At 51.5% G+C, this 20,094-nt stretch carries 17 protein-coding genes; 9 read left to right on the top strand and 8 right to left on the bottom strand.

What is annotated here, in order from left to right:
- Positions 1-18: 18 nt before the first annotated feature.
- Positions 19-1,443 carry a glycoside hydrolase family 18 protein gene (locus tag Q8K39_RS13030; RefSeq protein WP_305260760.1) on the top strand — a complete coding sequence of 475 codons (1,425 nt, stop codon included), beginning with the start codon at positions 19-21 and terminating at the stop codon, positions 1,441-1,443.
- 5 nt (positions 1,444-1,448) lie between these two features.
- Here Q8K39_RS13030 and Q8K39_RS13025 read toward each other — a convergent pair whose 3' ends face one another.
- The 3 genes from Q8K39_RS13025 to Q8K39_RS13015 form a co-directional block, all read right to left on the bottom strand.
- Positions 1,449-1,766 (bottom strand): hypothetical protein, encoded by a 318-nt coding sequence (locus Q8K39_RS13025; RefSeq protein ID WP_305260758.1) that lies wholly within the window; start codon positions 1,764-1,766, stop codon positions 1,449-1,451.
- A gap of 47 nt (positions 1,767-1,813) precedes the next feature.
- Positions 1,814-2,116, bottom strand: a complete 303-nt coding sequence (locus Q8K39_RS13020; RefSeq protein WP_305260756.1) for a barstar family protein — start codon at positions 2,114-2,116, stop codon at positions 1,814-1,816.
- 365 nt (positions 2,117-2,481) lie between these two features.
- Positions 2,482-3,507, bottom strand: coding sequence for an alpha/beta hydrolase (locus tag Q8K39_RS13015; protein ID WP_305260754.1), 1,026 nt, complete (start codon positions 3,505-3,507; stop codon positions 2,482-2,484).
- A gap of 247 nt (positions 3,508-3,754) precedes the next feature.
- On the opposite strand from Q8K39_RS13015, the gene Q8K39_RS13010 reads away from it, so the two are divergent.
- Complete coding sequence (locus Q8K39_RS13010) at positions 3,755-4,759, top strand: HDOD domain-containing protein (RefSeq protein WP_186954377.1); 1,005 nt, start codon at positions 3,755-3,757, stop codon at positions 4,757-4,759.
- Positions 4,760-5,015: 256 nt separating this feature from the next.
- On the opposite strand, the gene Q8K39_RS13005 is transcribed toward Q8K39_RS13010, so the two are convergent.
- A complete protein-coding gene (locus tag Q8K39_RS13005; RefSeq protein WP_305260752.1) occupies positions 5,016-5,351 on the bottom strand; it encodes a hypothetical protein in 336 nt (111 codons plus the stop codon).
- Positions 5,352-6,094: 743 nt separating this feature from the next.
- On the opposite strand from Q8K39_RS13005, the gene Q8K39_RS13000 reads away from it, so the two are divergent.
- Positions 6,095-7,645, top strand: coding sequence for a B12-binding domain-containing radical SAM protein (locus Q8K39_RS13000; protein ID WP_305260750.1), 1,551 nt, complete (start codon positions 6,095-6,097; stop codon positions 7,643-7,645).
- Positions 7,646-7,661: 16 nt separating this feature from the next.
- Here the strand turns inward: Q8K39_RS13000 and Q8K39_RS12995 are convergent, their stop codons facing one another.
- The 4 genes from Q8K39_RS12995 to Q8K39_RS12980 all read right to left on the bottom strand — a co-directional run bounded on the left by Q8K39_RS12995 (position 7,662) and on the right by Q8K39_RS12980 (position 11,013).
- Positions 7,662-8,501: an ABC transporter substrate-binding protein gene (locus Q8K39_RS12995; RefSeq protein ID WP_305260747.1), complete on the bottom strand. Its 840-nt coding sequence runs from the start codon at positions 8,499-8,501 to the stop codon at positions 7,662-7,664.
- A gap of 27 nt (positions 8,502-8,528) precedes the next feature.
- Positions 8,529-8,843 carry a metal-sensitive transcriptional regulator gene (locus Q8K39_RS12990; protein ID WP_186954373.1) on the bottom strand — a complete coding sequence of 105 codons (315 nt, stop codon included), beginning with the start codon at positions 8,841-8,843 and terminating at the stop codon, positions 8,529-8,531.
- A gap of 62 nt (positions 8,844-8,905) precedes the next feature.
- On the bottom strand, positions 8,906-10,339 hold the full coding sequence (locus Q8K39_RS12985; protein ID WP_305260744.1) for a sensor histidine kinase: 1,434 nt from the start codon (positions 10,337-10,339) through the stop codon (positions 8,906-8,908).
- Positions 10,339-11,013: a response regulator gene (locus tag Q8K39_RS12980; RefSeq protein WP_186954371.1), complete on the bottom strand. Its 675-nt coding sequence runs from the start codon at positions 11,011-11,013 to the stop codon at positions 10,339-10,341. Before Q8K39_RS12980 ends, Q8K39_RS12985 begins: the two co-directional genes overlap by 1 nt.
- 199 nt (positions 11,014-11,212) lie before the next feature.
- On the opposite strand from Q8K39_RS12980, the gene Q8K39_RS12975 reads away from it, so the two are divergent.
- From Q8K39_RS12975 to Q8K39_RS12950, 6 genes are all read left to right on the top strand, one after another.
- Positions 11,213-13,135: a methyl-accepting chemotaxis protein gene (locus tag Q8K39_RS12975; protein WP_305260741.1), complete on the top strand. Its 1,923-nt coding sequence runs from the start codon at positions 11,213-11,215 to the stop codon at positions 13,133-13,135.
- Between the two features lie 578 nt (positions 13,136-13,713).
- A complete protein-coding gene (locus tag Q8K39_RS12970; RefSeq protein WP_305260740.1) occupies positions 13,714-14,829 on the top strand; it encodes an ABC transporter substrate-binding protein in 1,116 nt (371 codons plus the stop codon).
- An 80-nt stretch (positions 14,830-14,909) separates the two neighbouring features.
- A complete protein-coding gene (locus tag Q8K39_RS12965; protein ID WP_305260739.1) occupies positions 14,910-15,890 on the top strand; it encodes a tripartite tricarboxylate transporter substrate binding protein in 981 nt (326 codons plus the stop codon).
- Positions 15,891-15,956: 66 nt separating this feature from the next.
- Positions 15,957-17,063, top strand: coding sequence for an ABC transporter substrate-binding protein (locus tag Q8K39_RS12960; RefSeq protein WP_370868596.1), 1,107 nt, complete (start codon positions 15,957-15,959; stop codon positions 17,061-17,063).
- Between the two features lie 104 nt (positions 17,064-17,167).
- Positions 17,168-18,946, top strand: coding sequence for an iron ABC transporter permease (locus Q8K39_RS12955; protein ID WP_305260738.1), 1,779 nt, complete (start codon positions 17,168-17,170; stop codon positions 18,944-18,946).
- 55 nt (positions 18,947-19,001) lie between these two features.
- Positions 19,002-20,066: an ABC transporter ATP-binding protein gene (locus Q8K39_RS12950; RefSeq protein WP_305260737.1), complete on the top strand. Its 1,065-nt coding sequence runs from the start codon at positions 19,002-19,004 to the stop codon at positions 20,064-20,066.
- Positions 20,067-20,094: the final 28 nt, after the last annotated feature.

The raw sequence follows: 20,094 nt of genomic DNA, 5'->3' as shown, positions 1-20,094 counted from the left end.
CACTTGCATGCTATGCATATGAAAAACATACACTTTTCCCCTCGCCCCTTCCTGTCTTGCCTGTTCGGCCTGCTGGTCTTATCTTCCACTGCTGGCAGCCAGGCCAAAGAAACCAGCAAGCCCGCAGTAAAAGTGCAAAACAAGCCTGTGGTGATGGCTTATTATGCGCTCGACAAAGAAGAAATCAATCATTATGACGAGGGCAAAGTCGCCTTCCCGGTGTCTGCCATCACGGCAGAAAAAGCGCGCATGCTGACGCATCTTAATTTTTCTTTCCTGACCATCGGCGAAGATGGGAAATGCATACTGGAAGAAGGCACGAAGCTGCCTGCAGCAGCAAAAATTTTCCAGGAATTGCTGGGACTGAAAAAACATAATCCCGATCTACGCTTGCAGTTTTCCATCGGTGGCTGGGGCTATAGCAATGATGAAAGCCCTACCGTAGGCCGTTACCGTACTGCTGCTGCGACAGCAGAAAATAGAAAGAAACTGACGCAGTCCTGCGTAGGCATGGTGCGTGAATATGGCTTTGATGGCATTGATCTCGACTGGGAATATCCCCGCGCAGAAGATGCCCAGAACTTTGTTGATCTGCTCAAGGAAATGCGCACGCAACTGAGCCAATTGAGAGCGACCAGGCCAGGTAACAAGCTGGCCCCGCAACTGACGATAGCTGCAGCTGGTGGCGCTTTCAATATGGCACGCACTTACCTGCATTTGCCACAAATCGCCGCCCAGGTCGATTACATCAACCTCATGAGTTATGACCTGACCGGCCCATGGGAAAAATTGACCAACCACAATGCCCACTTGTTTGGCGATGCGCGTGAACACATGTTCGATAATCCCCTGCGCGCCCTGCCTATCAAACCGGCATTAAGCAAGAAAGCACTGGAACAACGCTTTCCCTCACCCTTGCCACTAACTGTGGATGCCACCGTGCAGCAATACCTGTACGCCGGTGTGCCTGCCAGTAAACTGGTGCTCGGTTTGCCGTTCTATGGCCGTGCATACTTCCAGGTAGAAGCTGGAGAAAATCGTGGCCTGTATCAGCCATTTGTCACCCCTGCGGGCGATGTGTACGCAGGTGACCCCAGCTTGCTGGCAGGTTGCGATACCTGTACCGCCCGCAAAGACCCGCGCATGCCCAGCTTTGGCGAAATCAAGAAATTGCTGGCCGCCAATCTTGGCTATCAGTCCTATTTCAGTAACGAAACCAAGGTGCCATGGATATATAACGCAGAAAAGAAAATTTTCATCAGCTATGACAATGAAATTTCCTTTGCCTACAAAATCGCTTACCTGAAAAAGTATAAGCTGGCTGGTGCCATGTTCTGGCATCTGGGGCAGGATGATGAAGAGGGTAGCCTGCTACGTAGTTTGTATACAGGTTTGTATCCTGAGGAGGGTTTAAAAGGTGGTTTGCATTATGAGCCAAAATAGGTTTATCAATCAGCAGCACAGTAAAGTACAAATTGTTTCCATTTTGCATAGCTCAAAATGGAAATTAATTTTTGCAACATTTCTCTTTCATCTGACAGCAATCTGGATGCCATGAGTGGCAACAAGTCTATCAAGGCTTGTTCTATCTCTTCCAGTGAAAATGTCTGATCTTCAAAGACATTGGAAATATGATGCAAAAAGAATATATCATTTCTCTTGAGTAATTTGGATATCGACGGGAGTTCATTAAACTCTATTGCACCCACGACATCCCATGCGTGTTTATCTCTACTGTCTTTCCCAACCATGAGGTCGTAAGCCATTTCTCTCCTTCTTAGTTTTTGGTTTTTGCATCAAATATATGCAGTTCTCATTTAACGGGGAATTTCAAAAATACTTCAGCTGATGGTGTTAGCTGTTCCAGTTCTCGTGCTAATGATTGCAAATTGAGATAAAACTTCCCATCATTGATTGCCTGCAGGCTACTTACATTCATCAAATCTATCTGGCATGCTCCTGGCCAGCCGGGGCCACCGGCACTGAATGCATCCCACAAGGCATCCAGATTGCAGCCAAAATACTGGGCACCTTCAGGTTTCACGGTCTCTAAATATAAAGTCCAGAAATCTGCTTGGGAAGAAATATTTGCACAATCCAGAGCGTAGAAATTCATACTCAATATTTACCTAAGGCTACGCTGATTAAGTCCTGCTCGTAAATTTTACCTCTTTGTGAATCAATGACTTATCAAAGGTAATGTCGTTATTCGGATACTTGTTCAGCATAGCCCTAAAATAGCAGCACTTGAGCCTTGAAAAAAGCCTTCTGCCAAAAATTATCAACTCGGTCTTCAGCCAATTCCGGCATGACATTGTCCGGTCGCTCATCCGTTTGAGATTGCTGGCACGGGCGCAGATGATGGCGCTAGAAATAGGTGAATGATTGAAGACATCATCTTGTGCAACTACATGCGGATGTGCCAGGTCAGCAACACTGCCACAGTCCCAATTTGAACTGCTTCAGTAAACTGCACCACGATTAATCATGCCCTGCGTGCAGCACGAGGTCGAACTGCTTTAAGAAATTGTCCACTGCTGCAGTGTAAGCATTATCCAGGCCCAAGTTTTTATTGATCTCGGCATGGCTCAGGCTTTGCGGCAGCAAGACTGCCTGCATGCCCAGGGATTTGGCTTTATTGACGAAAACCTCGGCCTGGGCGCAGGGTTTGTCTGGTCGTATGCTGGAGCAGACGGCCATGAAAGGCGAGGTTAGCTGTTTCAATTGCAAGCTGGGTGAAGTCGCTTGCCAATACGCTGGATCAGTGCCAAAGGCTTCGTCATAAAAGCGGTAATGTTTCTGTTCCATGATCTTTGTGATATCGTAAGCTGCGCTGTCGAGCGCGATAGTCGCCAGCCAGGCTGAGGCACCAGCTTTGGCGGCGATGGCAGGTGAGCTGGCCAGCAGGGACACCAGATGAGCGCCAGCAGAATGCCCCATGAGTATGAAGCGGTTGCGCGAACCGCCCCATTCAGCCGCCCTGGTTTGTGCCGTTGCCAGGGCATGGGCAACATCATCTGCCTGCTCCAGTGGTTTGATGTCTGGCAGCATGCGGTAATTGATGGAGATGAAGATATAACCCCTGGGCAGCCAGTGCGCCGCCTTGTTTTCAACCACGCCACGGGCGGTCTTGCTGCCTGTCCTCCAGGCACCTCCATGTACCATGAAGATCACTGGCATGGCTTTCTGGCTAGTTGCATTGGCGGGCAGGTAGATATCCATGGTCTGGCGTTTGTCGTTGCCATAGGCAAGATCACGCAAGACTTTGGTGCCAGCAGGTAGCCCCAGTGGAGCTAGATCTGTTGTTTCCGGGTCACTCATTTCATTCTTTTCCTGCACCTGCCCTGCTCGCTGCTCTATTCTTTCCTGGCGCTTTTCCATGATCTTGTCGCGCAACACGCCAGCGCTGGCGGGGGCAACTGGCGATACCAGGGCCAGGCCCAGGCACAGTGCCAGTGCTGGCAAGACAGGGCGCGTAATAACAGAAATAGAGAATGACTCAGGCATCTTGCACTCCGGTGGCAGGAAGAAAAGAAAAGCAGGCATAGTGCTTATTTTAAGAAAACTGAAGGGCTCTATTCCAGTTAATTTATGCAACATTTGTTACCTGAGCCCATAAACAAGCAAGCGCAGTCAAGTCAGGTGTGCAAAGCAGCCCTGGTTTGTGCGAATATAGCAGGCATCAACCGTATGGAGTGCCTCCTATGTTGCTGCCCTGCCTGCCGTCGCTCTGCCGCTGCCAGCCGGAGGCAAGGTGATAAGCTATTTCCGCAACTTGCTAAGGCGCTTCCGCAAAGACCAGTCAACTGACGCCTTGCAGGCAGTGACGGTTTTCAGCGAGCCTGAAGACATCGTTGCTGAAGAGGGAGCCTGGCACGCTGACTTTGATGTCGATTCCCGTTTTTATCCCTGGTTGCTGGGCATACATGGCAAGCAGATACAACACGGCGCAGAAAAACCCTTGCTGATCGCCCTGGACCGCCTGGTGCGGGCAGACTTCAGCGATACCCGCCATATCCCGCGGGTGCCCAGCGTGCTGCCTCAATTGCTGAAAAGCCTGCGTAATGAAAATGTCTCAGGCGATGAGCTGGCCAGTCATATCGCCAGGGATGTGACTCTGGTGGCCGAGATCATCAGTGAAGTCAATAGTTCTTACTACAACCCGGCTGACAAGATCAGCAATCTCGATAATGCCATACGCCTGCTGGGTATTAATGGCCTCCGCCTGCTGGTGGCACGTACTGCTTTCCGGCCACTGATACAACTACAGTCAGGCCGTATCACCAGCGTGGTTGCCCCCCTTATCTGGGAGCAGTCAGAAAAATGCGCGCAAGCCTGCCGTTTGCTGGCGCAAGGACGCGGGCTGGATGGCTTCCATGCTTATCTGGCAGGCCTCTTGCAAAACATAGGCTTGATTATCGCCTTTCGCAGTCTTGATCAAATCATGTTGGCCCCAGTCATGCCGCTGGCAACTGAATTTCGCCTGCGTTTTTTGCACATGGCGCATATCCTGTCTTACCGCATTGCCAAAGAATGGGATTTCCCCGATGCCGTCATGCAAGCCCTGAAAGCCCAGGTTAGTCATGAAGGAGAATTACAGGATCTGGCCCTGGTATTAAAGCAGGCGAGTGACATCAGCAAAATCCGATTGCTGGTGAATGCAGGTGTCATTGATGCCAATGATGATGAATTGTGTCTGTCTGCGGACGCAGAAATGCAGCGCTGTTTAATAGCGCTGCATTCGCAGGATGAACCTTAGAGGCTGTTGCAAAATTAACCCGGCGTTGTTGCGCCGCCTTGCCGTGCTAAAGCACTGTCTGCGCCGACGACGCCTAGCCAGTTTAACTTTGCAACAGCCTCTGATGCCCTTCGCCCATTTTCAAAACAAAAACTTCCGTCTGTTTGTCGAAAATCTTTGTTTTAAAAACGGGCGGTCGTGAAGAAAAAAGCCGTTTGTACTTGCTGGCATCCCTTGTGGCTTTGGCGATTGCTATCGCGCACAAAACACATGCTCATCAGCCTTGTATGTGTTTGAGTGATGCCGTTTTTTCTGCCAGTTGTTGACGCACAATCTGGTCTTCCATATCGATCGCCATTTTCTCTTGTGCAGTCAGTCTTTTTGCACTGATCAGTACAGTGTGCGTGACGTTCTGTGCCAGGTTGTCAGCTGTGTCGTATGCGAGTTTTTGTTCTGCAGTCATGCGTTTTGCAGAGATAGTTACGCTGGCGATATTCATGCTTGCTTCAGCCTTTCCTTGGGTAAATGCAGCAGTGATTGCCAGTGCGCCAGTCAGCAATGCTGTAGACAAAATCAGGCCAGTTTTGAATGTGTTGTTGAATGTGTTTTTCATTTCGTTTTCCTCTTTGTGGTTGGTTGATGTGTGTACTTTAGAGCTTGCGCTGTCAATCCGCGATGGCTATGCGACGAAACGCAGGAAACTGAGATTGAAGTGTCAAAAACACCTCTCCAACGATTTTTGGGAGAGATAGTTTGATGAAGAAAATTGCCAGGAACCCGGCGGGGAAAAGAACAAACAGAGGTGGATGAGTGGGCAAGGTGACTGCCAGAAAACGCGGTAGAAATAGAGTGTGGCGCAGGATATTTATCGATGAAATTCCTGGCCGGGGGTATATTACATTCATGTTAAATAGAAATATGACTTAACAGTGACATTCACAAATCATATAACAGACATCTAAACATGTAATTGGATTAGCAAGTTTCCTTCCCGTATCATGAACTTGTTTTTAATCAACCAAGGAAATAAACATGATCACCATTATCGTTTTTGCTCAAATTCTGGCAACGATCGTTATGCTGACTGCTGCTTTGACTGACTAAGCATAGTCAAGCAATAGTTTTTACCAGTAATACGTTGTAGCAGTCGTTGTCGTCGAAGTAGTTATTACATAGTTATCGCATAGTAATCGAAAAGCAATTGTAGTTTCAGGCATATCCATGCCAGATGAGTAAGTTTCACTACCAGCACAAGCGCGACCACCCGGCGTCGCGCTGAGGCGTACCGGATTCATGGCAGGCTGCCTGCACTAGAGGCGTACAATAGTGGTTTTAGCCGCTCTTGCCATCCGTACCATGACCATCCTGCTCACCACCCTGAATGCCCGCTATTCCCATGCTTCTCTGGGACTGCGCTATTTACTAGCAAACATGGGCGAATTGCAGCCAGTGACGCAGATTCAGGAATTTGTCATCGGTGCGCGCAGTACCGACATCGTCGAAAAAATCCTGGCTTTGCGCACGCCCGGCGAAAAATTCATCGTCGGCTTTGGTGTCTACATCTGGAATGTCATAGAAACCACGCAAATCGTCGCCGTCCTGAAACGGGTGGCACCAGATGTCGTGGTGATACTCGGCGGCCCCGAGGTCTCACACGAAACTGGCGATCAGGAAATCATACGCCTGGCCGACTACGTGGTTACTGGCTGGGGTGATGTCAGTTTCCCTGCGCTGTGCCAACAAATCCTGCAAGGTCCGCAACCACTGATGAAAGTGCACGCGGGCCTGCAACCACCTATGGCCGAAATACAATTGCCTTACCACTTGTATAGCGACCAGGATATCCGTCACCGCACCCTGTATGTGGAGGCTTCGCGCGGCTGTCCTTTCAAGTGTGAATTTTGTTTGTCAGCACTCGACAAGACCGCCTGGCCATTTGATATAGACCAGTTCCTGCAAGAGATGGAGGGCCTGTATCAGCGTGGTGCGCGCCTGTTCAAGTTTGTCGACCGTACCTTCAACCTGAATATCAAAACCAGTTTGAAGATCATGCAATTCTTCCTCGATAAACTGGAAGCAGCGCCGCATGATCCTGTCTACGCGCATTTTGAAGTGGTGCCTGATCATTTGCCGGATGCCTTGAAAGAAGGCATACAAAAATTTCCGGAAGGTAGTCTGCAATTCGAGATAGGCATACAAAGTTTTAATACCGAGGTACAGGCCCTGATCAGCCGCAAGCAAAACAATGACAAAGCCGCGGAGAATATACGCTGGTTATGTGAACACTCGCATGCCCATCTGCATGTGGATCTGATTGCTGGCTTGCCTGGTGAAACCATGGAGAGTTTCGCCCAGGGTTTTAACAAACTGGTGGCACTTGGCCCACATGAAATCCAGTTTGGTATCTTGAAACGCCTGCGTGGTACGCCGATTATTCGTCACACCGAAGCCTATCAACTGGCCTTTGATCCGCAACCGCCTTACACCATCCTGGCCAACAAGGACATCGCCTTTGCTGATATGCAAAGACTGATACGGTTTGCCCGCTACTGGGACATGATTGCCAATTCAGGCCGTTTTTCCCATAGCCTGCCCTTGATACTGGCAGATGCCGCTTTCGAGAATTTCATGGCCTTGTCGGACTGGATGTTTGCCAATACCGATGCAACCCACCGCATCGCCCTCGACAAGCTGGCAGCACTGGTCAACAAATGGCTGCTGGAAGTACAGGGCACGGCAGCAGAAGCGATACAACTTGCCATGTCAAGCGACTATGCCGGGCAAGCCATGCATAAGCAGGGTAATAAGAGTGATCCATCGGCACCTCCAAGACAAACCAGGAAAGAAGCCAGCAGGGAGGCTGCAAAGTCTTTACCGCAAAGGCAGGCGCGTCATATGGCAGCGTAAGTAGGTAGCGCGAGGCTTACTTGTCGCTGATCAGTATGCGACTGATTTCACCAGATTTTTTTCCAGCCAGGATCGCTGCATTCAGTTTTCGTATCCATACCTGATACTGGCTACCTACCGCAGCAAAATGCAATTCATCGACCAGCATGGGCTTGGGCAAGACCTTGAAGCCTTGTTCCAAAGTTTTATCTGCCGTGCTGGATTCTTTGCGCAAGATGCGCAGCAATAATTGTTCAATCTCATCTGCCTGGGCACGGCGGTCGCCAAATATCATCACATCCATTCTCTTATTGACGAGTTTTTTCAGGCGTGCGCCGTGCGAGCTTGTATCTTCTTCTACCTGGAACAAGACATTGCGCTGGCTATCGAATTCATCACCATAGCTGGTGCCACGTACGATACCGATGGTCTTGCCTTTCAGGTCCAGCATGCTGTTATAGCTGAAAGTGGCATCGCTGCGGGTGACCAGCCAGACGTAATTGGCATAGATGGCTTCAGAAAACTGGTAAGTCTGCAGGCGCTCGCGGTTTTTCGACAAGCCAAAAATAATGCCCTCACCAGCCTTCGCATTGATTAACAGCCGCGTCCACGGATAGCGACGGATTTCAAATTTGATGTGCAACTGATGTTCAAAGTAATTCAATAACTGGCGGATTTCATCACGTATCGGCACCATCTCACCCGCTTCATTACGAAGCTCGCGTATCAGCAAAACCAGCTTTTCCTGTTTTTCTACTTCAGTTGCTTTAACTGACGGATATGCAAATAAACCAAGGACAAAGAATAGTAGCAGCCACGCTGGCAGCCAGTACCTGCACTCTGGCTCAGGACGGTCTGGCTGGACAGGAGTAAACATATGCAGTGACTCTTCTATCAACTTCAATCAGGCAAACTTTTCCAGTAAAGAAGCCAGCCGCCTGGTACTGGCAATGGCCTCTTCGGTAGTCTCTGCTTTTTCTGCGTGAGTGACAACTGCGCTGGTCAGCAAAGTGACGAAAGAGCGGTCCAGCGCCTTGCGCGCTGCCGACATCTGTTGCGCTACCGCCTCACAGTCTGCAGGCACGGCTGCCTTGGCGATGAGCTTTTGCACACCACGCAATTGCCCTTCTACCCTGGCCAGACGGTGCAACAGGTCTTTCTTTTGTTGATCGTTCAAGGCCGTGCCTTGCACTATCTTCAGTGGGGGAGTATCTGCCATGAAAAGCCTCCTTCGCTATGGTGATATTAAATCCGATACTACTACTGAGTATCCTACACCAGCTAGTCAGAGATGGGGAAACGGATTTGCACACGCAATCCAGACGTTTCTGATTGGGGGTTTTCTTCCAGGCAGGCGTTTGTCAGGCTGATCTCGCCACCATGCAGTTTGACGATGTCATGGACTATGCATAAACCCAGGCCAGTGCCGCCAGGATTGATTGCCGAACTGGCAGATGCTCGGTAAAAAGGCTGGAATACTTTCTCGCGTTCCGCTTCAGGTATGCCTGGCCCGGTATCCTGGATATCAATCATGGCCTGCCCATTGTCCCGATAAACATGCAAGATGATGCGCCCGCCTTCTGGTGTATAGCGTATGGCATTGTCGAGCAAGTTGCTAAGCATTTCATGCAGCAATAAGATGTTGCCACGATAGTAGACGGCATCATCGGCTTCCAGCGCCAGGTCGATCTGCTTGCGCACGGCGGGCATGGCCAGTTCCAGGCAAACTTCTTGAGCAAGCTGGTTCAGCAAGACATCTTGCAGCTCTGCTGCCGCTGCGCCATGGCCAGTGCGCGCCAGTGTCAGCAGGCGGTTTGCCAGATGGACTGTGGCATCGGTAGTCTGGGCAATGCTGGCGACTATCTGGCGCATGGCTACCGCATCATTTTCGCGTAATGCCAGTTCGGCCTGGGTCTTCAATACCGTCAAGGGTGTACGCAACTGATGCGAGGCGTCGGCGATGAAACGTTTTTGTCCATTGATCAAAGTTTGCAGCCGCGCCATATAGGCATTCATGGCATTCACCAGCGGGCGTATTTCCTTGTGCACCACATTCGGATCAAAATCAGACAAGTCGGTAGGTTCACGCGCCTCTACGTCGGCGCGCAATTGCATGATAGGGGCGAGCACGAAGCGCAAAGCCACCCACACCATGAGCGCCACCGCCAGCACCAGTGCCGCCTGGCGCAACAGGGTATCGATGAGGATTTTGCGTGACAGGCCGCGCCGCGCATCCAGGGTTTCACCCACTTCTATCAGGGCGATACCACGCATCTGGTCGTCATACACGGGCTGGTGCAGGGCGGCGATACGCACAGGCTGGTCCTGATAGTCAGCATGAAAGAAATGCACCAGCGCAGGGTAGATTTCTGAGCGCGGCACGTTCTTCGGTAGATCCGGCAAGTCTTCATAACCAGACACAAATTCTCCCTTGACGCCGGTGACCTTGTAATACAGACGCCCTAAAGTATCGGTCTCAAAACTGTCCAGTGCCACATAGGGCACATTGGCGACGACCTTGCCATCCAGGATCTGCACTCTCTCAGCCAAAGCGCGCGCCGAAGACAAGAGGGAACGGTCATACGCCAGATCTGCCGCATCAAGGGCATTGCGGTAAACCGAAAAAGCATTCAAAGCCACCAGCAACACCAGGGGTATCAACAACCAGCGCAAAAACTGTCCGCGCAAACTCCCCAGGCGGTATGGTCTGGACATCAGCGTGCTTCCAGCAAATAGCCTATGCCACGCAGAGTAACGATCACTACCTTGCCAGTGCTGACGGTGTCGAGTTTTTTTCTTAATCTGTGGATATAGATTTCTATGGCATCCAGGTTAGCATCATCATCAAGGGCAAATACTTCATCAAATAGCTTGTCCTTGGATACTGCCTGGCCGGGGCGGCTGATCAGGGTTTCCAGCACCGCATATTCACGCGGTGTCAGTGACAGTGGCTGGCCGTCATAATGGAATTGTCGCGTGACGGTATCAAAGCTCAGCGCGCCACAAGTTAAAGTCACAGCTTCATTGCCCTGGGCGCGACGTAGCAAGGCTTTGACACGCGCTTCCAGCTCAGCCAGCTCGAAAGGCTTGGGCAGGTAATCATCCGCACCAGAATTCAAACCCTGTACCCGGTCACTCAGGCCACCGCGGGCAGTCAATATCAATACTGGCGTCTTGCTGCCGCGCGCACGCATGCGTTTCAGCACATCCATGCCATCCATTTTGGGCAGACTCAGATCAAGGATAACCAGCGCATATTCCTGGGTATGCAACAGTGCATCGGCGTCTGCCCCGTTCATGGCGGTTTCTACCGTCAGGTGCGCATCACGGAGGGCCTTCGCCAGCCAGTGGGATAACTCGACATGATCTTCAACTAATAGTATGCGCATACACAGCCTGTTCAATCCAGATACACGCTAGGCTACCAGCATGGTACAAAAGCGTCACTATTTGTGTAACTATTTCTAACAAGAAAAGCGAGTGGAACTAAAAATACGGATCGCATTCCGGTCATGCCTGGTCTAAGATAAATTTATAAACTCTCTGCCTGACAAGAAAATCTTATAGATCCTGCAACAGGAGGCTGGAATGAGATCAATATTGACAAAGTTGTCGCTATGGCAAAAATTTGTACTATTGAGTGTGATAGCGCTTATTTTGACTGCCATACCAACCACCCTCTACTACCTCGAATCTTCCAAAAACCTCGACGCAGCACTGGCAGAAAATCAAGGCCTGCCAGCCATGACGCAAATACTGAAAACAGTACAACTGACGCAGCAACATCGTGGCTTGTCCGCCCTGGTACTCGGCGGTGTCAGTAGTGAAAAAGACAAACGCGAAGCCAAGCAGAAAGAGGCCGATGCATCTTATTCCAGTATGGCTGGCATAATCAAAATCATCAACGACAAGGCCATCAATGAAGCCTGGAGCGCCGCCGAGCAAGACTGGCATACTCTGCGCGAGCAAGTAAGCAAAGCCAGCATCAACGTGCCCGCAAGTTATCTGGCCCATAGTGCCCTGGTACCCAAATTGCTGATCGTGAATGATCTTATTGGTGACTACTACGGCCTCAGTCTTGATCCCAGTGTCGACAGTTATCAGTTGATACAGGCCATATACTATATCCAGCCCTATCTGACTGAAGAGCTGGGGCGCATGCGTGCCAAGGGTGCTGGTTTGCTGGCCAGGAAAGAAGCCACGCTGGAAGACAAGATGGTCGTCTCTGACCTCATTGCCAGGTCACAGGACCGTACCCAGCAAATGAACAATTCTTTCAGTAAAGCCGTGTTCAGTAATCCCGATATCGAGAAAAAACTCGGCTCTCTCATGAAAGAAGCCACAGCACAAGCCACAGCCGCGATGAAACTGGCCACGGAAAATATTGCCAAGGCAAAGGCCATGGAATTTTCATCAGTGGAATATGTGCAGGTGACGACCCGTGCCATTGACACACAATTCCAGCTAAATGCTGAAGCCTGCAAGGAATTACACCGCATACTCGATCAGCGCATCAGCGATTTCTACCAGCTCAGGTGGACCATGATAGTAGCCATGATGGCGCTGATTTGTGTGGCAGGTTTGTTTGCCAGGGCCATTGCACGCTCGGTTAGCGTGCCGCTGGAACAAGCCATCGTGGTGGCCCAGCATATCGCCAGCGGCGACCTGCGTTTCCCTGCTGACGCAGGTGGCCACAATGAAACCGGTCGCCTGTTACAAGCACTGGAAGACATGCGCGTCAGCTTGATAGACATAGTCGGCAATGTCAGGGATAGCATACAGAATATCAATTCCGGTACACACGATATTGCCAGGGGCAATGTGGATTTGTCCGCCCGCACCGAGACCCAGGCTTCCAGCCTGGAAGAAACTGCCTCGTCGATGGAGCAAATGACAGGCACCGTCAGACAAAACTCCGACAGTGCCAGGCAAGCCAATCAACTTGTCAACGATGCCAGCAAGGTGGCTACGGATGGCGGTGGCATCGTCGATCAGGTCATCCATACCATGGAAGCCATCAATATCAGTTCCCGCAAAATTTCCGAGATTATCGGCGTCATTGACGGCATTGCCTTCCAGACCAATATCCTGGCCCTGAATGCCGCCGTCGAAGCCGCCCGCGCTGGAGAACAAGGCCGCGGTTTTGCCGTAGTCGCCGCCGAGGTCCGTAACCTGGCCCAGCGCAGCGCCACCGCCGCCCGGGAAATCAAGGGCCTGATAGGCAGCAGCGTAGAACAGGTCGATGCCGGTAATGAACTCGCCAGTCATGCAGGCAAAGCCATGAAAGACATCGTCGCCAGCGTCAAACGTATCACCGACATCATGTCAGAAATCGTTACCGCCACCGTCGAACAAAGCACAGGCATAGAACAAATCGACTTGGCCATCACTCAGATGGATGAAATGACCCAGCAAAACGCCGCCCTGGTAGAACAGGCGGCTGCCGCTGCCGAAGGCTTGCAGGAACAATCGCAGGCGCTGGTGCAGACTGTGAGTGTGTTTAAGTTGTAGCCATATTTCATCTTGGTAGCAACAAAGGGACGCTTATGCGTCCCTTTTGATTTGTTGAGCCGCAATGTAAAGCGCAATTTGGATAGATGATGCATTGACGTTGCTTTTGGGGTTGCTTTTGGCTTTCGCAGTTCCCATGTGTAGCCGCCGTTTGTGCAGTACAGAAAATGGAAAAAGAAGAGCCGCTGTCTGAGCGAAGCGAGTTTCGGATCTTCCCATTTTTTGTCCAGCACAAACGGGAACCCCGCAGGGGCGGCTACGCCTGGGTCGCCTTTCTTTGAATACTTACTTTGGCGACGCAAAGAAAGTATTTCGGCTGCCGGGCCGAGACCCGGCTTGTATCCACGAAGGGCAATCGCGTTGAGCAAAGTGCGGCAATTCAATAAACGCCACTGGAGCGCAAGCCGCTGGATTCCAGCCAAACCCACGCTGGAATGACGTTATTAAGATTGTCTCAATGCACCCAACGCGTGAATATCCCACGCATCACAAATCTCCCAAAAGCCCAATCATTGCAAGCAAACTGAAAGCCTGCAGGCTCTATGCTCCCTTACAAAAAAATTCCGGAGACTACCAATATGAAGCCCCTACGCCTCAGTTTCTTCCTGCTCGCCTGTTTCATCTGCCCCGCCATCGCCAGTGCAGGGGGCAAAATCGTCATAGGCCAGTCCGTAGAATTATCTGGCCAGGCCACAGGCAAGGAGAACCGCGAAGGTGCGCAGTTATATTTCGATGCACTGAATCGCCAGGGTGGTATCCACGGCAAGAGTATAGAACTCATCAGCTATGACGACAAACGCGATCCGGCGCTGACCAAAGAAAATACCCTGAAGCTCATCAATGAAGACCATGCCATTGCCCTGTTTGGTTACCGCAGCACCCCCACCATAGAAGCCATCTTGCCATTGCTGGCTAAATATGCGATACCTTTGATTGCTCCTTTTTCCGGTGCACAAAGCCTGCATCAGCCCCAGCATGCTCAGGTATTCAATCTGCGTGCCAGCTACCAGGATGAGGCTGCCACGATGGTGGCCTCGCTGGCTGACCTCAAAATCAGCAAGGTCGCCATCCTGCATCAGGATGACAGCTTTGGCAAAGATGGCTTGAATGGCTTCGTCAGCAATCTGGAAAAGCGCAATATGCGTGCCGCCGTCATTGCCAAATACGACAGGAAAGAAATGAAAGTCGATACTGCTGTTGCCGGTATCGCGGCAACATCGCCGCAAGCAGTCTTGATGGCTTGTACACCAGCCGCCTGTGCCGACTTCATCCGGCAAATGCAAAAACTGGGGCAAAGACCGCAATTTCTGATGCTCTCAAATGTCAATTCTGATGATTTCTTCAAATCCCTTGGGGCAGAAGGGCGCGGCATAGGTGTCATGCAGGTCATGCCTTATCCGCGTGACATAGGCATACCCGTCGTCAAGGAGTTACAAAAAGCGCTGAGATCCAGCAAAAGTCCACCGCCTTTGTCCTATGCTGTACTCGAAGGCTATGTTGCCGCCAAATTAATGGCAGAAGCCTTGCGCCGTGCTGGTAATAATCCAGACTCAAAGAAATTGCTGCAGGCACTGGAAAGCATGCGCGATGTTGATCTGGGCGGGGTGGAAGTCAGCTATGGGCCCAAGGACCATGATGGCTCGCATTTTGTTGAGCTCACCATCGTCGGGAAAAATGGCGTGATATTGCGGTGAGCTGCACCGGTAGTTTGTGAAAGCGTACTGAAAGATTCAATTCGGTATGATCCATGTAACCCATCCACTATGGACTTAACATGCAACGGTCTATCTATCTGACATTCTTGCTGAGCAGCCTGCTGGCCTGCCCGCCTGTTGGCGCGGCAAAGTCTGCATTGGCATCAGAAAAGCCAGAAACGGCAATGTGCATAGTCCCTGCCAAACCCGGTGGGGGCATGGACCTTACCTGCAAATTGGCACAGCAGGCGACAGCCAGTCAGCATATGCAGATTAGCTATTTGCCTGGTGGCGTAGGCGCTATCGCCTGGACCACCATCATTTCCCAAAGAAAAGCCGAAGCGAATACCCTGGTTGCCTATTCCGGTGGTTCGCTGCTGAACCTGGCCGAAGGCAAGTTTGGTAAATCCGATGCCAGCAATGTGCGCTGGGTGGCGGCTATCGGTACTGATTACGGCATGATCGCGGTGCGCAAGGATTCGCCCTACAAAAACCTGCGCGAACTGATGGATGCCATCAAGAGCAAGCCCGCCTCGGTTGCTATCGGCGCTGGTGGCACAGTAGGCAGCCAGGACTGGCTGAAGATGGCCCAGCTAGGCAAGCAACTGGGCATAGACTCCAAAGCCATGCGTCTGGTGGCTTTTGAAGGCGGGGGTGAATCTTTTACTGCCTTGCTGGCTGATCATGTGCAGGCAGTATCTGGTGATGCTTCTGAAGCTGCCCTGCACGCCCGTGAAGACAAGATACGTGTATTGGCCGTGCTGTCTGATGCCCGCCTGCCTGGCTCTCTGGCGCATGTGCCGACGGCGCGGGAACAGGGTTTCGACGTGACCTGGCCGATTATCCGTGGCGTCTATATGGGCCCACAGGTCAGCGACAGGGATTATCAAAAATGGGTCAGCTACTTCCAGCAAGCCATGACTACCCCCGCCTTTGATGAACAGAGAAAAATCCATGGCCTGTTCCCCTTCGCCATGACAGGCAAGGAGCTGACTGATTACATACAAAAAGCCGTCAGCAATTACCGTCTGCAGGCAAAAGAATTTGGCATGGTGCGTTAAGCCTTTGCCAGTAGCAAGTCCGTATAAATTCGTAATACCCAAATAAACAATAACAGGAGAAGACAAATGCATGCAAAAAATTATTTCATCAAGAGTATGGCCGCCCTTGCTGTTGGCAGCATCATGATGCTGAATGCCCAGGCGCAAGCACCGGCTGGCTATCCGGCGGATTACAGCAAGATCGTTGACGGTGCCAAAAAAGAGGGCAAGCTGGTCATCTACAGTGCAACCGATACCAAGGCCGTGGAATCGCTGATCAAGGATTTCCGCAGCATGTATCCTGATGTGCAGGTTGAATACAATGACATGAATTCCACCGAAGTCTATAATCGCTATATCTCGGAAATGGCAGCCGGTGGCAATAGTGCTGACCTGATGTGGTCCTCGGCCATGGACCTGCAAACCAAGCTGGTTTCAGACGGCTATGGCCTGCAATATGCATCGCCAGAAATCAGCGGCATACCCCAGTGGGCGATCTGGAATAACTCTGCCTACGGCACGACATTTGAACCGGCCGTCTTTGTGTATAACAAACGCATGGTGACAGCCGATGAAGTCCCAAAGACCCATGCCGAATTTGCCAAGCTCATCAATAGCAAGCTGGATAAATTCAAAAACAAGGTCACTACTTACGACATCGAAAAATCCGGTGTAGGTTTCATGTTCATCACCCAGGACAGCCGTGAAAACAAGAACTTCTGGGAACTGGCCAAAGCCTTCGGCAATGTCAGCGTGCGTGTGCAATCTTCTACCGGCACCATGCTGGAACGCCTGTCGTCTGGTGAGAACCTGCTGGGTTACAACATCCTTGGTTCTTACGCTCTGGTACGTGCCGCCAAGGACCCGTCGATAGGTGTGCAAATTCCCCAGGATTACACACTGGTGCTGTCACGTGTGATGTTCATCAGCAAGGCCGCCAAACATCCGAACGCTGCCAAACTGTGGCTGGATTACACCTTGTCAAAACGTGGCCAGACCATGATTGCCAATGAGGCCAAGTTGTATGCGATACGTGCCGATGTCAAGGGTGAAACCACGTATTCTGATCTGGCGAAAATCATCGGTGTCGGTCTCAAACCTTTGCCCGTGAACCCGATGTTATTGCAATACCTGGATCAAAACAAACGACTCGCTTTCCTGAAGCAATGGAAAGAAACCGCAGGCAAAAAATAAGCCTTTGAGGCTGTAGCAATGCCGGTTGCTGACTGGCATTGCCAAATGCAATTGGTGGCATTTCCCCACCGCTACCACAAATCAATATTTACATAGGGCTAAGCATGAGCACCCTGAGTCTACCTCCGCGCAGCCGGTGGTCGCAATTCAACTGGCCGCGTGGCCTGGTTGTGACCCTGACGCTGCTGGCGATTTTTACGCCGCTGTCTCTGATTTTATTCCAGAGTTTTTTGAATGCACCTTTCTTTTCTCCGGTGAAAGAACTGGGTCTGGATTCTTATCGTTTCATCTTTGAAGATCCTGATTTCCGCCAGGCATTCTGGAATGGCCTGATCCTCGCTTCCGGCCTGGCTGGCATCGCCGTCCCACTTGGTGCCTTGTTGGCTTTCCTGATGATACGTACCGACTTGCCCGGGCGTAGCTGGATAGAACCGATGTTGCTGGTGCCTATCTTTGTCTCACCCATGGTGATGGGCTTTGGCTATGTGGTGTCGATGGGGCCGGTAGGCTTCTATACACTGTGGGTCAAGCAAATGACCGGTGTTGAGCCGTGGAATATCTATTCTTTCTTCAGCATAGTCGTGATCGCCGGTCTGACCCATGTGCCACACGTTTACCTGTATTCTTCTGCTGCCCTGAAGAGCCTGGGGTCAGATGTGGAAGAAGCTGCACGGGTAGCCGGTGCCTCGCCTTTCCAGGTTGCCATGCATGTCTCCCTGCCCATGATCATGCCAGCGCTGGCCTTTGCTGGGGTGCTGGTGTTCTTCCTGGGTTTTGAAGTTTTTGGCCTGGTACTGGTGCTGGGTGACCCGGAAGGGCATCTGGTATTGGCGACTTATCTGTACAAGCTGACCAATAAACTGGGCACGCCTTCCTATCACCTGATGGCGGCGGCGGCTGTCTGCCTGGTGGCGGTGACCATGCCACTTGTCATGGTACAGCGCTGGTTGTTGAAGTCAGCCAATAAATATGTATCGATCAAGGGCAAGGGTTCACGCCAGAAGCCGCTGCCACTGGGCAAATGGAAATGGCTGGCTTTTGCTGTGCTGGCGGCCTGGCTGATCTTCACTATCGTGCTGCCGTTGTCCGGCATCGTCTTGCGTGCCTTTGTCTCCTACTGGGGCGAAGGTGTCAAGCTGGCAGATGTGATCACCCTGCAGCATTTCAAGGATATTCTGGAACAACCTTCCCTGATGCGAGGCATATTCAATACCGTGTTGATAGGCATTATCGGTGGTGCCCTGGCAGTGATGTGTTATGCAGGTATCGCACTGGCCATGCATCGCAAACCTGACGGCATTACCCGTCTGCTGGATTACAGCGTGCTGGTGCCACGCGCAGTCCCGGGTTTGCTGGCTGGCCTGTCTTTCCTGTGGGTATTCCTGTTTGTGCCCAGCTGGCTGGAAAGTGGCCTCAAAGGTTTTGATAATGCCTTCTGTGTCTGGTTGATAGAAAACTTCATACCGCAATTGCGCGCCTTGCGGTCCACCATCTTCTCGGTCTGGATTGCTTACTCCGTGGTGTGGATGGCATATGGTTTGCGTCTGATTTCTGCCGCCATGCTGCAGGTTGGCCCTGAGCTGGAAGAGGCGGCGCGTGCCGTCGGTGCCAGCCGTGGCCAGGTCACGCGTGATGTCACCCTGCCGCTGGTCAAGTTTGGTTTGCTGGGTGCCTGGCTGATGGTTTTCCTGATTTTTGAACGCGAATATTCAACCGGCGTCTACCTGCTGTCGCCAGGCACTGAGGTCATTGGTGCATTGATTGTTTCGCTATGGGCGGGTGGTTCTGTTGACTTGGTGGCGGCGCTGTCCTTCATCAATATCACTCTGGTCGCCATAGGTTTGGGTCTGGCTCTGCGCTTTGGCGTCAAATTGAGTCATTGATGACATCTATAAAAACTTCATTGCATCGCAATACAAAAATATACGAGAGCACACCATGTCTGAATTAAGCGTACAAAATTTGACCCTGGAATATGGTTCAGGAGCCACCGCCAACCCCATCCTGAAAGGGGTATCGATGAACTTGCAGCGTGGCGAAGTGGTCGCCCTGCTGGGGCCATCGGGCAGCGGCAAGACTACCTTGCTGCGCGCAGTTGCCGGGCTGGAGTCGCCAAAAACCGGCACCATCACTTTGGGTGAACGCGCCATTTTTGATGGCAGCAAGGGCCTGGAAGTACCGGCAGAACAACGCAACCTGGGCTTGGTATTCCAATCCTATGCCTTATGGCCACATAAAAACGTATTCGACAATGTTGCCTATGGTTTGAAGCTGCGCAAACTCGGCAGCAGCGAAATCAATGACAAGGTCAGGGATGTGCTGGGTCAGCTCGGCCTGGGTCATCTGGGCGAACGTTTCCCGCATCAATTGTCAGGCGGCCAGCAACAGCGCGTGGCGATTGCCCGTGCACTGGTGTACAACCCGCCAGTGATATTGCTGGATGAACCACTGTCGAATCTGGATGCCAAACTGCGTGAAGAAGCACGCGCCTTCCTGCGTGAACTCATCGTCAGGTTAAACCTGTCCGCGTTGATGGTGACCCATGACCAGGGCGAAGCGATGGCGATCTCTGATCGTATCCTGTTATTGAACAATGGCGTCATAGAGCAACAGGGTACACCGCAGAGCATGTATGAAACCCCCAACACACTATTTACTGCCGAATTTATGGGCAGTAATAACAAACTCAAAGGCAAGATCATCCAGCGCAATGGCGACACGGCTACCATCAGTGTCAACGGCGAGCAGTTGAAAGCCACGGTGCGCGGCAAGGATATCGGTGAGGACGCCACCGCCATCATTCGTCTGGAAAAAGTCAGGATTACCGATAGCCACGCTGAAAATGCCATCAAGCTGCCACTGACCACTTGTATGTACCTGGGTGATCGCTGGGAATGCCTGTTTGGTCATGCCGAGGGCGGTTTGCGTGCGTATTCACCATTCAAGCTCAACCAGGGTGAGTATTATTTGCAAATGGATGCAGACAAGCTCTGGCTCTACTAAAAAGACGCAGGCATCATCCCTGAAAGCC

Origin of the sequence: Undibacterium sp. (genome assembly GCF_030683615.1) — a bacterium.
GTDB lineage: Bacteria > Pseudomonadota > Gammaproteobacteria > Burkholderiales > Burkholderiaceae_D > Undibacterium > Undibacterium umbellatum.
The sequence above is the reverse complement of the archived record's forward strand: the minus strand, read 5'-3'. Positions and strand labels throughout refer to the sequence as shown.

Coding starts and splice junctions, on each gene's coding strand:
- Q8K39_RS13030 (WP_305260760.1), top strand. CDS start 19: ATGAAAAACATACACTTTTCCCCTCGCCCCTTCCTGTCTTGCCTGTTC.
- Q8K39_RS13025 (WP_305260758.1), bottom strand. CDS start 1,766: ATGGCTTACGACCTCATGGTTGGGAAAGACAGTAGAGATAAACACGCA.
- Q8K39_RS13020 (WP_305260756.1), bottom strand. CDS start 2,116: ATGAATTTCTACGCTCTGGATTGTGCAAATATTTCTTCCCAAGCAGAT.
- Q8K39_RS13015 (WP_305260754.1), bottom strand. CDS start 3,507: ATGCCTGAGTCATTCTCTATTTCTGTTATTACGCGCCCTGTCTTGCCA.
- Q8K39_RS13005 (WP_305260752.1), bottom strand. CDS start 5,351: ATGAAAAACACATTCAACAACACATTCAAAACTGGCCTGATTTTGTCT.
- Q8K39_RS13000 (WP_305260750.1), top strand. CDS start 6,095: ATGACCATCCTGCTCACCACCCTGAATGCCCGCTATTCCCATGCTTCT.
- Q8K39_RS12995 (WP_305260747.1), bottom strand. CDS start 8,501: ATGTTTACTCCTGTCCAGCCAGACCGTCCTGAGCCAGAGTGCAGGTAC.
- Q8K39_RS12990 (WP_186954373.1), bottom strand. CDS start 8,843: ATGGCAGATACTCCCCCACTGAAGATAGTGCAAGGCACGGCCTTGAAC.
- Q8K39_RS12985 (WP_305260744.1), bottom strand. CDS start 10,339: ATGTCCAGACCATACCGCCTGGGGAGTTTGCGCGGACAGTTTTTGCGC.
- Q8K39_RS12980 (WP_186954371.1), bottom strand. CDS start 11,013: ATGCGCATACTATTAGTTGAAGATCATGTCGAGTTATCCCACTGGCTG.
- Q8K39_RS12975 (WP_305260741.1), top strand. CDS start 11,213: ATGAGATCAATATTGACAAAGTTGTCGCTATGGCAAAAATTTGTACTA.
- Q8K39_RS12970 (WP_305260740.1), top strand. CDS start 13,714: ATGAAGCCCCTACGCCTCAGTTTCTTCCTGCTCGCCTGTTTCATCTGC.
- Q8K39_RS12965 (WP_305260739.1), top strand. CDS start 14,910: ATGCAACGGTCTATCTATCTGACATTCTTGCTGAGCAGCCTGCTGGCC.
- Q8K39_RS12960 (WP_370868596.1), top strand. CDS start 15,957: ATGCATGCAAAAAATTATTTCATCAAGAGTATGGCCGCCCTTGCTGTT.
- Q8K39_RS12955 (WP_305260738.1), top strand. CDS start 17,168: ATGAGCACCCTGAGTCTACCTCCGCGCAGCCGGTGGTCGCAATTCAAC.
- Q8K39_RS12950 (WP_305260737.1), top strand. CDS start 19,002: ATGTCTGAATTAAGCGTACAAAATTTGACCCTGGAATATGGTTCAGGA.